The sequence below is a fragment of the Edwardsiella tarda ATCC 15947 = NBRC 105688 genome (genome assembly GCF_003113495.2).
Classification (GTDB): Bacteria; Pseudomonadota; Gammaproteobacteria; order Enterobacterales; family Enterobacteriaceae; genus Edwardsiella; species Edwardsiella tarda.
Genome location: NZ_CP084506.1, coordinates 414,674 through 429,166 on the forward strand (window position 1 = coordinate 414,674; position 14,493 = coordinate 429,166).

Consider the following 14,493-nt stretch of genomic DNA (forward strand, 5'->3'; position numbering starts at 1 on the left):
GCCACTCACCGGGATTAACTCTCGCCCTCTACCGGTTCCTCTTTGCCGAAGAACAGCTCGGTGATCAGCTTATTGTCGATCGGCTCTCCGCTCAGGGTTCGCACCAACAGCTCGCTGCCCAACTGCTGTAGCGAGAACACCATATCCGGCTGTACCCGCTTAATCTTCTGGAGATGCTTACTGGCGTTGACCAGCGAGATGGTCTTGGTGCCGCTCCCCGCCACCTCTTTGGCCGCCAGGACGATAAAGGCGTTCTCCGCGTCATCTTCGCGCAGCGCCAGGATGTAGAGCGCCCGTGGTGCGCCTGCCTCCGTCAGCACCTCGGCGCTGGAGGGATCGCCGACCACCACGTCGGCGTCCTGGGGATACTCGTGCGGGATCCCCATCGGCACGATGGCGGTGATGGCGTCGCCGCGCGCTTTCAATCCGTTGTAGATACTGAGGGCCAGCGGCGAGGCGCCGGCGATGATAAAGTGGTTTTTCCGCATCACGTGAGAGATCCTGCCTTTAACCATGCGTTTAAGATTGCCGCCGATCACCGGGCCGATGATGGCGCTGACTGAGGTGGCGAATACCGTAATCCCCATCACGATCACCGAGAGGGTGAACAGCCGTGCCGTCGCGGTATAGGGCACGATATCGCCGTAACCGACGGTCGACATGCTAACCACCGAGAAGTAGAAGGCGGTGACCACGTCGAGGATCGGCGGCTTGAACTCATCGCCCAGATAGAGCGAGCCGAAGAGGGCGTAGATCAGCAACGAGACAAAGCTGACTAAGGCGAACAGAGAACCGGCCGCCAGGCTGGCCCGGTCGAAGCGCTCCCAATAGCGGATCAGCAGAGCCAGCAACACCAGGGTATACAGCGTCAGGTTATGGCTGTAGTTCTCTAGGCTGGTCAGCGAGATATCCTGCCAGGTCCACTGGCTGAAGTCATGCCACAGCAGGCGCACCAGATCTTGGGCCTGCCAGATGGGCAGGCTGGGATCCTGGATCAGCGACAAGATGGCGATGGCGAGCAGCAGCAGCAGGGTGAATGCCCAGGCGACACGGGCGCGTAACACCAGGCCGATGGACATCAGGATCAGCGCCACCCCCAGCATTACCCGCGGGATCTCCAACAGGTTCACCATGGAGAGCGCCTCCTTCCAACTGTGGAAGGTCTGCAAGGCGCCGGGGACATAACGAAACGCCTGGATCACCACCGGTTCGGCAAACAGGTAGCCTTCGAGGGCGACCAATAGGGCGAGAACCCAAGAGGGGTGAAACAGGTTATAGACGCGGTGGAACAGTCTTTTCATGGCGATTCGTGCTAAAGGAAATAATAAAAAGTGTAACGCGAATATGCGTTTATGAATAGGGCGACCCGCCAGAGCGGCGGGTCGCGGAGCGGTGAAAAATAAAAATCAGAAAAAGCCCTGCGCCCGGTCGCTGTAGCTGACCAGTAGGCACTTGGTCTGCTGGTAGTGTTCCAGCATCATCTTATGGGTCTCGCGGCCAATCCCCGATTGCTTGTAGCCGCCGAAGGCGGCGTGGGCCGGGTAGGCGTGGTAACAGTTGGTCCAGACGCGACCGGCCTGAATACCCCGCCCCATCTGGTAGGCCAGGGTGCCGTTACGCGTCCAGACACCGGCGCCGAGACCATAGTGGCTATCGTTAGCCAACGCCAGCGCCTCATCGCGATCGCGGAAGGTGGTCACCGCCAGCACCGGGCCGAAGATCTCCTCTTGGAAGATGCGCATCGCGTTGTCACCGCGCAGGATGGTGGGTTGCAGGTAGTAGCCTTGGGCCAACGCCCCCTCCAGGCGCTGTACGCCGCCGCCGGTCAGTAACTGCGCCCCCTCCTGCTGCCCCAGGGCGATGTAGTTCAGGATGGTTTCCATCTGGCCGGCGGAGACTTGGGCGCCCATCTGGGTATGGGGATCGAGGGGGTTGCCACAGCGGATGGCCTCGACGCGCCGCAGGGCCCGCTCGATGAAGCGCTCGTAGATCGACTCCTGGATCAGCGCCCGGCTGGGACAGGTGCAGACCTCGCCCTGGTTGAAGGCGAACATGGCCAACCCTTCCAATGCCTTGTCGAAGAAGGCATCCTCCCGATCCATCACATCCTCGAAGAAGATATTGGGCGACTTTCCGCCCAGCTCCAGGGTCACCGGGATCACATTCTGGGCGGCGTAGCCCATGATGCGTTGGCCGACTTCGGTCGAGCCGGTAAAGGCGACTTTGGCGATACGCGGCGAGGTGGCCAGGTACTCGCCGATATCGCCCCCTGAGCCGTTGACCACGTTGATTACCCCAGGCGGGAGCAGGTCGCCGATAAACTCCATCAGTACCAGGATCGACATCGGGGTCAGTTTGGCGGGCTTGAGGACCACGCAGTTACCGGCCGCCAGCGCCGGCGCCAGTTTCCAGCAGGCCATCAACAGCGGGAAGTTCCAGGGAATGATCTGGCCGACGACGCCGAGGGGCTCATGGAAGTGGTAGGCGACGGTCTCATGGTCCAGCTCGCTAATCCCGCCCTCTTGGGCGCGAATACAGGCGGCGAAGTAACGGAAGTGGTCGATGGCCAGCGGCACGTCGGCGTTGAGGGTCTCGCGGATCGGCTTGCCGTTGTCCCAGGTCTCGGCGTGGGCCAGCTGCACCAGGTGCTGCTCCATACGATCGGCGATCTTATTCAGCAGGGTGGCGCGCTGCTGCACCGAGGTCTCCCCCCAGGCTTGGCGGGCGGCATGGGCGGCATCTAATGCCAGATCGACGTCGCGCCGCCCCGAGCTGGCAATCTCACACAGGGGTTGGCCGGTGATGGGCGTTAGGTTGATGAAGTAGTGGCCGTCTACGGGCGCTTGCCACTGGCCGTTGATGAAGTTGTCGTAGCGCGCCTTGAGTTGTAGCGGAGAGCCGGCGCTGGCCGGTGTAAAGGGGTGGTGATCGGTCATTACTGTCTCCTTGGCAGATGGCGCCAGCGAGGCTGGCGGGTAACAGGCAATAACGCAGTCATCCTGTCAGCATAGGCGGCATTCCGCCGCCTCGACACCGACCACCGAGTAATATCCGCTGTGGCTCACAGATTTAGCAACTTTTTTGCATCACTTAATTGACTTCATCGCTACAGAAGAGCGCGCGATCGCGTAACAGATGGTCGTTGGCGCGTCGCCGGGTGAAGCCGCTGCGATCGAAGAACTCGAGGATCTGTACCGCCAGCTTACGGCCAATGCCGAGCTGATCACGGAAGTCGGCCGCGCTGGTGCTGCCTTGGCGGACATCCATCTGGCGGATCAGATCGGCGAATTGGTAGAGGCGTTCGGTACGATAGTAGCGGTCACGCACCACGGCGGTGATGTGGCCGAGCAGCGCCGCCTGGCGTAGCGTTTGGCGCATCTCATCCTCCTCGGCGCCGAGCGTGGTCGCCAGATCGCGCACCCACCAGGGGTCATCGGCAAACAGCGGGGCGGCGCGTTGCCACAGGGCGAGCTGTGGCGGCGTCATGGCGATGTTGTGCTGCGGCAGATGTAACCACCCCCGGCTGTTGCACAGCGCCCCTTCGGCCAGCAACTCGCCGAGGAGATGGAACACCAGGCTTTCCGCTTCGGTCGGCAGCGCCATGCGTCGCAGGCGAGCGCGCCCGACACCGAGCTGATCGCCATGCTGTTGATGGTATTGCGCCAGCGTCTCCAGCAGGCGTTGGCGCAGCTGCTCTGCCGTCGTCCGACTGAGCAGATGGTCGCCAACCAGCAGCAGATCGTCACGCGCCAGCAGCGCCTGACAGGCGCTGTCGCTCAGTTGACGCGCCCAACTCAGCTCGGCGACGCTGAGTGTCGCGTTGGGCAGGCGTAACGCCAGCACCGCGGCATCGTCGCTCGCCTGTGTCAGGCGACGTAGCGTCTCGAGGAAGACGGGTTGGCGCTTACCCCGGCGTGGCGCCGTGAGCTGTAACACCCGTGCGGCCCCTAGGGTGTGGCGTGCCGCGATGTCGCGCAGGATCAGCGTGTCGCCCTCCGCCAGCCACAGGGGCTGATCGAGGATCAGCTCCGCCAGATCCTCCCCTTGGGCGGTGGAGTGCGTCTCCAGCAGCGAGAGGCGCCCGGTGATGTGGCGGGCGGCATGGTGCAGATGCAACGGTTGCCAGTGTTGCAACGGGGCGACGCCATCCAACGCCACCAGGATCCGTTGGGCCGGCGGAACGGCGGGACGTTGGGCCAGTAGCCAGTCGCCGCGTTGGATCTGCGCCTTCTCGACGTCGCCACTGATGTTCAGCGCCACACGTTGGCCCGCCTCGGCCTCCAGGGTGTCGCGATTCTGGGCGTGCAGGGTACGCACCCGCACCGGCTTGTCGCAGCCGGTCAGCCACAGGGTATCGCCGACGCGTACTCGGCCCGCCAGCGCGGTACCGGTCACCACCAAGCCACTGCCTTTGACGCTGAAGGCGCGGTCGATGGCCAAGCGGAAGCGGCGATCGACGCGGGCCGGGACCGCACTCTGGCTAAGCAGGTGTTGACGCAGGGCGTCGATGCCCAGGCCGCTGAGGGCATCCGTCTCGAACAGCGGTGCGTCGGGCCAGCCCTGCTCGGCCAGCAGGGCCTGCACCTGGGCGCGTACTCGTGCTCGCTGCGCCTCATCCGCCCGCGTCGCCTTGGTCAGCGCCACGGTCAGTGCCGGACGCCCCGCCAGACGCAGCAGCAGTAAATGTTCGCGCGTCTGCGCCATCACGCCGTCATCGCAGGCGACCACCAGCAGGGCGTGTGGGATGCCGCCGATGCCGGCTAACATGTTGGCGAGAAACTTCTCATGTCCGGGCACGTCGATAAAGCCGAGCACGCGTCCATCCGCCAAGGGGAGGTAGGCGTAGCCGAGATCGATGGTCATGCCGCGCCGTTTCTCTTCCGGTAGACGGTCGGTATCGACCCCAGTCAAGGCGTGCAGTAGGGTGGTTTTGCCGTGATCGACGTGTCCGGCGGTAGCGATGATCATTGGCACAGCTCCTGTAGTAACGCCTGTTCATCTTCTAGGCAACGGAGATCGAGCCATAGCTTACCCTCCTGGATCCGGCCGATGACCGGGCAAGGCAGGGCGCGCCAGCGTTCGGCCAGCGCCGTCAGGGTGCCGCCGCGTCCATCGCGAGGCGTGAGGGTAATGGCGTAGCTGGGCAGGCGATCCACCGGTAGCGAGCCGCTGCCGATCTGAGAGAGGCACGCCTCCAACGCCAGGTCGAATGTCGCCTGGTAGTGGGGGCGTAGTCGGCTGAGTAGGCGTTCGCCGCAGGCGGCGATCGCACCGGCCTCGCGCGTCAGGTGGCGCAAGGTAGGCAGCGCCTGGCTCAGTTTCTCCGGCTGTTGATAGAGTTGCAGGGTGGCGTCCAGCGCCGCCAGGGTTATCTTGCCACAGCGTAGGGCGCGTTTGAGCGGATGGCGTTGCAGGCGGCGGATCAGATCGCGCCGTCCTACGATGATCCCGGCCTGTGGCCCGCCCAGTAGCTTGTCGCCGGAGAAGCTGACCAGATCGACGCCGTCGGCCAGCAGACGTTGCGGCATCGGTTCGGCCGGCAGGCCGTAGCGGGTCATGTCCAGCAGCGAACCGCTGCCCAGATCGCTGATCACCGGCAGGCCATGCTCATGCCCCAGGGCGACCAGCTCGGCCTCGCCGACGGCGGCGGTGAAGCCGCTGATGGCGTAGTTGCTGGTATGCACCTTCATCAACAGCGCACTCTGTTCATTGATGGCCTGGCGGTAGTCGTGCAGATGAGTGCGGTTGGTGGTGCCCACCTCATGCAGACGGCAGCCGGCTTGGGTCATCACGTCAGGGATGCGGAAGGCGCCGCCGATCTCCACCAGTTCACCGCGCGAGACGATCACCTCGCGTCCCGGCGCCAGGGCGGCCAGCATCAGTAGCACCGCCGCCGCGTTGTTGTTCACCAGGCAGGCATCCTCGGCTCCGGTCAGGGCGCACAGCCGCTCGGCGATGGCGCGGTCGCGGTGGCCGCGTCCGGCATCGTCCAAATCGTACTCCAGGGTGACCGCGCTCTCCATCGCCTGGCTGGCGGCGGCGATAGCCTGCTCGGCCAGCAGCGCCCGCCCCAGGTTGGTATGCAGTACCGTTCCGGTCAGATTGAACACCCGGCGCAGGGCGGGGGTGAGGGCGGCGGTGATCTGCCTGGCACAGGCCTGCGCCCAGTCCACGCACCAGTCGGGTAACGCCTGATGCTGTTGAATGGCATCGCGGGCCTGCTGTTGCAGCGCCCGCAGGGTCTGGGTCACGAGTTGACTGCCGTATTGCGCCTGTAGGGCGACGCAGGGCGGCGTACGCAACAGGGTGTCGATCGCGGGGATCTGGCTGTAAAGCGCCTGATGATCTGAACTCATTGGACTATTCCGTACCTTTATCTGCTAGCTACGCTGGGCGACATTTCCCCCATGATAAAGGCTGGCGGCGGAGGAATACAGTGACATGCCGCCGCCGGTGTCTGCCTTAGTCGGCAGGCGGTACGGTCCGCAGGAAGCTGTCGCGTTGGAATAGACGTTCCGCCAGGCAGACCAAGGCCGGGCGCCCGACACACCAGTTGGGATAGACGCGGCGGAAGTTGAGGTAGCTCAGGCAGCAGCCGGTGGCGATATCCGCCAGGTTGAGTTCTGGCCCATTCAGCCAGCGCCGTTCGGCGACCTGCCGCTCTAGCGCATCCAATCCGCGCTGGATCTTGGCGCGTTGGCGTTGTAGTTCCGCGCTATCTTGGCGCTCCGCCGGACGGCGTAGCTCACGGACGATGGTGACGGCGGCGTCGCAGATCCCATCGGCCAGCGCCTCGACCTGGCGTACACGCAACGCCTCGGTACGATCCTGCGGCAGGAAACGGGGGGCCGCCGTCAACGCGTCGAGGTACTCGGCGACCAGAGGGGAGTCGAAGACGATCTCCCCGTCGTCGGCGATCAGGGCCGGAACCTTACCCAGCGGATTGACGGCGAGCACGCGTGCGTCGTCGAGATAGGGGTTGTCGCTGACGAATTCGAAGGTGAGCTGCTTCTCCAACAACAGCACAAAGATCTTACGCACAAAGGGACTGGTATAGCTGCCGATCAGTTTCATGCGGGCCTCCGGTTAGCGGGCGGCGCGTGCGCAAAGGGGAAGGGGATGCGCCGCCGTGCTCTAGTATGGCAGAGTTTTGATCGATGAGACTGTGCTCGCGTTGGCGAGAATGCACTCGGCGCGAGTGGGCGGGGGAGCGTGTCGCTGAGGCATGGCGATGATGACGCCCGACCCGCCACAATGCGAGGTGAGGGGAGAGGTGCCGCTATCCCCCCGGTGATGACTTACTGATGCTGCCCCTGCTTCTGCAGGAATTGCACGCCTTTGTCCGGGAAGTCGGTGAATACCCCATCGACGCCCGCCTGGTTGTAGATCACCTCATACAGCTGGTCGACGTTGCTCACGTAGTCCGGCAGCTTATCGGCCCGGATGGCGTAGGGGTGGACTGCCATCTTGTTGGCATGCGCCTCCTTCACCATTTCCGTCAGCTTGATGTCGCCCTTGCGTGAGTCGGCGCTGACCAGCATGTGGTAATCCGGCCCGATGCCGTCGGCATATTGGGCGATCTGTTTCATCGCGCCCGGTTTAAACATCCAGTCGTAGCTGTAGTTGACCCAGGTACCGTCCGGCTTCTTCTCTTGGGTTTCGTTCCAGTCGGTGTAGGCGATCAACTGTACCAGCTTGAGGTTCTGTCCGTTCTTCGGCATCAGCTCATGCTTGATACGTTTGAGCTCGTTGGCATCGAAGCATTGCAGGTAGACGTTGTCATCCTTAGCGCTATAGCCGTACTGTTTGAGGACTTGCAACACCTTGGCGGAGATGTCTTTGCCCTCCTGCTGGTGGAACCACGGCGCCTTGATCTCGGGATAGATGCCGATGTTCTTACCGGTCGAGTGGTTGAGCCCCTGGACAAACTCGATCTCCTCCTCAAAGGTATGCACGCGGAAGTCGGATTTCCCCATCGGGAAGCGGCCCGGATAGCTCTGTACTTTCTTACCCTTTTCGAGATCGAACCCTTCGGTGAATTTGAGGGATTTGATCTCATCTAAGGTGAAGTCGATGGCGTAGTAGCGGCCATCCTTACGGGCTCGGTTGGGGAAGCGCTCGGCGACGTCGGTTACCCGGTCCAGATAGTGGTCATGTAACACCACCAACTGATCGTCCTTGGTCATCACCAGGTCCTGCTCTAGAAAATCAGCGCCTTGGGCGTAGGCCATCGCCTTGGCTGGCAGGGTATGCTCCGGCAGATAGCCGCTGGCGCCACGGTGAGCGATGACCACTTTATCATTCGCGGCATAGGCGCTCATCGCCAAGGTGCCGCCGAGCAGGAGACTGGCTACTATTGCATTAATTTTCATAGAATTATCCTTATCTCTGGTGGGGTTAAGGCTACAAAAAAGGCTGTACCCCGCATGCGCGGCACAGCCTTCGGTTAAGCAGGGCGGCGCATGAGGCGCCGCCGTTGAGGCTTAGGCTCGCTTCTCTGCTTGCTCGCGCAGATGCTGTTTGTGTTCGTTGATCATCACCACCAGCAGCAGGATGACGGCCAGGATGCCGCCGCCGATCATCACCATGAAGCCACCGTTCCAGCCGAAGAAGTCGACGGTGTAACCGACGATGGCGCTGGCGGCCACGGAGCCACCCAGGTAGCCGAACAGGCCGGTGAAGCCTGCCGCGGTACCGGCCGCTTTCTTCGGTGCCAGTTCCAGGGCGTGCAGGCCGATCAGCATCACCGGACCATAGATCAGGAAGCCGATGATGATCATGCAGGCCATATCGACGTTGGGGTTACCTGCCGGGTTAAGCCAGTAAACGATGGTGGCGATGGTGACCAGGGTCATAAAGAACACCCCGGTGGCACCACGGTTACCGCGGAAGACCTTGTCAGACATCCAGCCGCAGATCAGGGTCCCTGGGATACCGGCATACTCGTACAGGAAGTAGGCCCAGGAGGACTTATCCAGCGCGAAGTGTTTCACCTCTTTCAGGTAGGTCGGTGACCAGTCCAGGATGCCGTAACGCAGCAGATAGACGAATACGTTGGCGATGGCGATATACCACAGCAGCTTGTTGGGGAAGACATACTGCATGAAGATCTGCTTGGCGGTCAGCTCCTGCTCCGCCTTGGCGGAGTAGTCGTCCGGGTAGTCGTTCTTATACTCTTCGATCGGCGGCAGGCCGCAGGATTGCGGGGTGTCACGCATCATGGCGAAGGCGAACAGGGCGACCAGGATGGCGGCGAAGGCGGGCATATAGAGTGCGGCATGCCAGTCGTTGAACCAGGCCATCCCCAGCAGGAACAGCAGCGGCGGCAGGCCACCGCCCACGTTATGGGCGCAGTTCCATACCGACACGATCCCGCCGCGCTCCTTCTGCGACCACCAGTGCACCATGGTACGGCCACACGGCGGCCACCCCATTCCCTGGAACCAGCCGCACAAGAACAGCAGCACGAACATCACCATGATGCTGGAGGTGGCCCACGGGACGAAGCCCATCACCAACATCACCACGGCGGCCAGGATCAGGCCGGCCGGCAGGAAGACGCGCGGGTTGGAGCGGTCAGAGACCGACCCCATGATGAATTTAGAGAAGCCGTAAGCGATGGAGATGCCGGAGAGGGCAAAACCGAGATCGCCACGGGAGAAGCCTTGCTCGACCAGGTAGGGCATCGCCAGGGTGAAGTTTTTACGCACCAGGTAGTAAGCGGCGTAGCCAAAGAAGATCCCCATAAAAATCTGCCAGCGCAGACGACGATAGGTCGGGTCTATCTGCGCGTCTGGCAACCGCGACTTATGCGCCGCGGGCTTAAACATGCTTAACATAACTCTCTCCGATGACGTTATTTATTGTTTGTTTGGTCCTAAATCCGCTTCCCCAGTGAAATCGGTTAAGGCACACGCTCATAGGTAAAAAAACAAAATAGGCGCGCCTAGCAGTGAATTATGCCGCCAGATACCCTTTTCGTTTTCATTTTCGAGCGCAGGATAGGCAATTGCGAACAATCAGACTGTGAGAGAGTCCTCATATTGTTACACTTTTATGAAATTGAGCGACAAATTAACCGATTGAGTAAAAAAATAAGGTAATTTGTATGATATATGCGTCTAGCTAGGGTGATATTGATCACATTGATGAGCTTTTATGGTCTTTCTATTTTCGTTTTGTGCGCGTATTTGCTCCTTATCAAACATTTTTAGTCCGCAATATGGCTTACTAAGCGCATTACCACTCTTTGGCTTGGGAGCCACTCATGTTACAGAGCCCCGCATCACAGGAAACTGACGTCGTCATTATCGGCGGCGGCGCCACCGGCGCCGGTATCGCCCGTGACTGCGCGCGCCGCGGCCTGCGTTGTATTCTGCTGGAGCGTCACGACATCGCCACGGGCGCGACAGGCCGTAATCATGGTTTGCTACACAGCGGTGCCCGTTATGCGGTGACCGACGGTGAATCAGCGCGTGAATGTATTGAAGAGAACCGCATTCTAAAACGCATCGCCCGCCACTGTGTCGAGCGCACCGATGGGTTGTTTATCACCTTGCCGGAAGACGATCTGGCCTATCAACCGCGTTTTGTCGAGGCCTGCCGGGCCGCCGGTATCGAGGCGCAGGCCATCGATCCGGCTGAGGCGCTGCGCCTTGAGCCGGCGGCTAACCCGCGTCTGATTGGGGCGGTACGTGTGCCGGATGGCACGGTCGACCCTTTCCGCCTGACGGCGGCCAACATGCTGGATGCGCGCGAACATGGCGCCCAGGCACTGACCTATCACGAAGTGTGTGGCCTGCTGCGCCAAGGCGATCGGGTCAACGGGGTGCGCGTTCTCGACCATAAGTCGGGGCAGCGCTACGACATTCACGCGCAGATCGTGGTGAATGCCGCCGGGATCTGGGGGCAGCACATCGCCGAATACGCCGATCTGCGCATCAAGATGTTCCCCGCCAAGGGGGCGCTGCTGATCCTCGGCCACCGCATCAATAACATGGTGATCAACCGCTGCCGTAAGCCGGCGGATGCCGACATCCTGGTACCGGGCGACACCATCTCGCTGATCGGCACCACCTCGACCCATATCGACTACGATCAGATCGATAACATGCTGGTCACGCCGCAGGAGGTCGATGTCCTGATCCGTGAGGGCGAAAAGTTGGCGCCGAAGCTGGCGGCAACCCGCATCCTGCGCGCCTATGCCGGGGTTCGTCCGTTGGTGGCCAGCGACGATGACCCGAGCGGTCGTAACGTGAGCCGCGGTATCGTGCTGCTCGATCACGCCGCGCGCGATGGGATGGAGGGGTTCATCACCATCACCGGCGGCAAGCTGATGACCTACCGGCTGATGGCCGAATGGGCCACGGATAAGGTGTGCGAGAAGTTGGGCGTCACCACACCCTGTACCACCGCCAGCGAGCCGCTGCCTGGCTCTGAACAGTCGGCTGAAGAGACGCTGCGCAAGGTGATCTCCCTACCGGCGCCGATCCGCGGCTCGGCGGTGTATCGCCATGGCGATCGCGCCGACCGTCTGCTGAGCGGCGATCGGTTGAATAGCAGCCTGGTATGCGAGTGCGAGGCGGTGACCGCCGGTGAGGTCCGCTACGCGGTCGACTCCCTGACGGTGAATAACCTGGTGGATCTGCGCCGTCGTACCCGAGTGGGGATGGGGACCTGCCAGGGCGAGCTGTGCGCGTGCCGCGCCGCCGGTCTGCTGAATCGCTTTAAGGTCACCACGCCGCAACAATCCATCGAGCAGCTCTCTCACTTCCTGAACGAGCGTTGGAAGGGGATCCGCCCGATCGCCTGGGGCGATGCATTGCGCGAAAGCGAATTTACCAGTTGGGTTTATCAGGGGTTGTGCGGTATGGATGCCGTGCCGCCGCAGCGTGGGGAGAATGACGATGAAATTTGATACGGTGATGATCGGTGGCGGTCTGGCCGGTTTGGTGTGCGGCATTCGCCTGGCGGAGGCCGGACAGCGTTGCGCCATCGTCAGCGCCGGGCAGAGCGCGCTGCACTTCTCCTCCGGCTCCTTCGATCTGTTGTCGCGCCTGCCGGATGGTACGGCGGTCACCGAGCCGCGTGCGGCGATCGACGAGCTGCAGCGTCAGGCGCCGCAGCACCCCTATAGCCTGCTGGGCGGCGAGCACTTTTCCCGTTATGCGCTGGAGGCCGAGCGCCTGCTGGAGCGTAGCGGTCTGGCGCTGGTCGGCGATCATCGACGCAACCACCTGCGGGTAACCCCGCTGGGGACCCGTCGCCTGACTTGGTTGAGCCCGAATGAGGTGCCGGTCAGCGATGTGGCGAGCGCGTTGCCGTGGCAACGCATTCTGGTGGCGGGCATCGAGGGATTCCTCGACTTCCAGCCGCAATTGGTGGCGGGTTCCCTACAGGAGCAGGGGGCGCATTGCCAGGTGGTGGAGCTGACGCTGCCGGCGTTGGATCGCCTACGCGCCAACCCGAGCGAGTTCCGTGCGGTCAACATCGCCCGGGTGCTCGACGTGGCGGAGAATCGCCGCCTGCTGGCCGACGAACTCAATCGCCACGCGGCTGACGTTGACGCCATCTTCCTGCCCGCCTGTATCGGGGTGGATTGCGACGATGCCTTGGCGCAGCTACGCGCGGCGGTCTCACGCCCGTTGATGCTGTTGCCGACCCTGCCGCCGTCGGTGTTAGGGATCCATATTCATCAGCAGCTGCGTCGCCGTTTCCAGGCGTTGGGCGGCCTGATCATGCCGGGCGACACGGTGGTGAGTGCCGAGTGTGAGGCGGGGCGCGTGACGCGCCTGTATACCCGCAACCACGGCGACATCCCCTTGCGTCCTCGCCATGTGGTGCTGGCTAGCGGTAGCTTCTTTAGCAACGGGTTACGCGCCGACTTTGCCGGCGTGCGCGAGCCGGTGTTTGGCCTGGAGGTGATCGCGGAGGCCGAGCGTGGCGCGTGGTGCCAGGCATCGATGTTTGCCCCGCAACCCTATCTCCAGTTTGGGGTGCGTACCGACGCCAGCCAACGCGCCCGCGTCGATGGCGCGACCCTGCATAACCTGTATGCCGCCGGCGCCGTGCTGGGCGGTTATGATCCGATCCATCAGGGCTGTGGCGCAGGGGTCTCCCTGCTTACCGCCCTGCACGCCGCGCAACAGATCTTGGCGGAGGAGGCACAATGAGTCTGCCTGCTGACAACAGCTTTGAACAATGCATCAAATGCACCGTGTGCACCACCTACTGCCCGGTGGCGAAGGTTAACCCGGCCTATCCCGGCCCGAAGCAGGCCGGCCCGGATGGCGAGCGCCTGCGTCTGAAAGATCCGCAACTGTATGATGAGGCGCTGAAGTATTGCACCAACTGTAAGCGTTGCGAGGTGGCCTGCCCGTCCGACGTGAAGATCGGCGACATCATCCTGCGCGCCAAGACCCAGTACGGTAATCACAAGCCGAAGCTGCGCGACGCCATCCTCAGCCATACCGATCTGATGGGGACGCTGTCGACGCCGTTTGCACCGTTGATCAACGCCACCACCGGTCTGAAGCCGGTGCGTCAACTGCTGGATAAGGCGTTGAAGATCGACCATCGTCGTGAGCTGCCCAAATACTCCCACGGCACCTTCCGTAGCTGGATGCGCAAGCAGGCGAGCGAGCAGGCACGCTTCACGGAGCAGGTGGCGTTTTTCCACGGCTGCTACGTCAACTACAACCACCCGCAGCTGGGCAAGGATCTGGTGCGGGTATTTAATGCCATGGACATCGGGGTTCAACTGCTGTCGCGCGAGAAGTGCTGCGGCGTGCCGCTGGTGGCCAACGGCTTCATCGAGCAGGCCAAGAAGCAGGCGCGGGTGAACGCCGACTCCCTGAGCGAGGCGGTGTTAGAGAAGGGGATCCCGGTGGTGGCGACCTCGTCGAGCTGTACTTTTATGCTGCGCGACGAGTATCCACATGTGTTGGATATCGATACCACGCCGGTGCGGGATCGGGTGGAGCTGGCGACGCGTCATCTCTATCGCCTGCTCGACGCTGGCCGCACGCTGCCCCTCAAGCCGCTGAATCTGAAGATCGCCTACCATACGCCGTGCCATATGGAACGCATGGGATGGGCGCCCTATACCCTGGCGTTGTTGCAGATGATCCCCGGCGTCGAACTGATCATCCTCGACTCTCAATGCTGCGGGATCGCCGGTACTTACGGTTTCAAGAAGGAGAACTACGAGACCGCCCAAGGCATCGGCGCCGGATTGTTCCGCCAGATCGAAGCCAGTGGGGTGGATCTGGTGGTGACCGACTGCGAGACCTGCAAGTGGCAGATCGAGATGTCGACCAGCAAGCGCTGCGAGCATCCGATCACCCTGCTGGCGCAGGCCTTGGCGTAAGGCTTGATACGCTATTTTCCCCTAACTTGTCATGATAATTTTTGAGTGAGTGTCCCTACTTGGTCTCGGCGGTTGCCGAGACCTTTTTTCTTTCTGGCGCCCGCACCGATAAATGTGGCGGGCGG

10 protein-coding genes are annotated in these 14,493 nt (G+C 62.2%); 3 read left to right on the forward strand and 7 right to left on the reverse strand.

Annotated elements, in window-relative coordinates:
• Window positions 1-14: 14 nt before the first annotated feature.
• From kch to glpT, 7 genes are all read right to left on the reverse strand, one after another.
• Window positions 15-1,301: a voltage-gated potassium channel protein gene (gene kch / locus DCL27_RS02005; protein ID WP_005289854.1), complete on the reverse strand. Its 1,287-nt coding sequence runs from the start codon at window positions 1,299-1,301 to the stop codon at window positions 15-17.
• A gap of 105 nt (window positions 1,302-1,406) precedes the next feature.
• Window positions 1,407-2,936 carry an acetaldehyde dehydrogenase ExaC gene (gene exaC / locus DCL27_RS02010; RefSeq protein ID WP_005289856.1) on the reverse strand — a complete coding sequence of 510 codons (1,530 nt, stop codon included), beginning with the start codon at window positions 2,934-2,936 and terminating at the stop codon, window positions 1,407-1,409.
• A gap of 154 nt (window positions 2,937-3,090) precedes the next feature.
• The gene (selB, locus tag DCL27_RS02015) at window positions 3,091-4,968 is read right to left on the reverse strand and encodes a selenocysteine-specific translation elongation factor (protein ID WP_035597056.1); all 1,878 of its coding nucleotides are present in this window, start codon (window positions 4,966-4,968) and stop codon (window positions 3,091-3,093) included.
• Window positions 4,965-6,356 (reverse strand): L-seryl-tRNA(Sec) selenium transferase, encoded by a 1,392-nt coding sequence (selA, locus tag DCL27_RS02020; protein WP_035597059.1) that lies wholly within the window; start codon window positions 6,354-6,356, stop codon window positions 4,965-4,967. The genes selB and selA overlap by 4 nt, the downstream gene beginning before the upstream one ends.
• A 106-nt stretch (window positions 6,357-6,462) precedes the next feature.
• The gene (locus DCL27_RS02025) at window positions 6,463-7,074 is read right to left on the reverse strand and encodes a glutathione S-transferase (protein WP_005289863.1); all 612 of its coding nucleotides are present in this window, start codon (window positions 7,072-7,074) and stop codon (window positions 6,463-6,465) included.
• A gap of 224 nt (window positions 7,075-7,298) precedes the next feature.
• Window positions 7,299-8,372 (reverse strand): glycerophosphodiester phosphodiesterase, encoded by a 1,074-nt coding sequence (gene glpQ / locus DCL27_RS02030; protein WP_035597062.1) that lies wholly within the window; start codon window positions 8,370-8,372, stop codon window positions 7,299-7,301.
• Window positions 8,373-8,483: 111 nt separating this feature from the next.
• Window positions 8,484-9,839, reverse strand: a complete 1,356-nt coding sequence (gene glpT, locus DCL27_RS02035; protein ID WP_005289867.1) for a glycerol-3-phosphate transporter — start codon at window positions 9,837-9,839, stop codon at window positions 8,484-8,486.
• A gap of 428 nt (window positions 9,840-10,267) precedes the next feature.
• Here glpT and glpA point away from each other — a divergent pair, with 428 nt between their 5' ends.
• From glpA to glpC, 3 genes are read left to right on the forward strand one after another with little or no spacing between them, the layout of a single operon-like run.
• Window positions 10,268-11,917, forward strand: coding sequence for an anaerobic glycerol-3-phosphate dehydrogenase subunit A (gene glpA / locus DCL27_RS02040; RefSeq protein ID WP_005289871.1), 1,650 nt, complete (start codon window positions 10,268-10,270; stop codon window positions 11,915-11,917).
• Window positions 11,907-13,172, forward strand: coding sequence for a glycerol-3-phosphate dehydrogenase subunit GlpB (gene glpB, locus DCL27_RS02045; protein WP_035597066.1), 1,266 nt, complete (start codon window positions 11,907-11,909; stop codon window positions 13,170-13,172). Before glpA ends, glpB begins: the two co-directional genes overlap by 11 nt.
• Complete coding sequence (gene glpC / locus DCL27_RS02050) at window positions 13,169-14,368, forward strand: anaerobic glycerol-3-phosphate dehydrogenase subunit GlpC (RefSeq protein WP_005289875.1); 1,200 nt, start codon at window positions 13,169-13,171, stop codon at window positions 14,366-14,368. The genes glpB and glpC overlap by 4 nt, the downstream gene beginning before the upstream one ends.
• The last annotated feature ends 125 nt before the right edge of the window (window positions 14,369-14,493 follow it).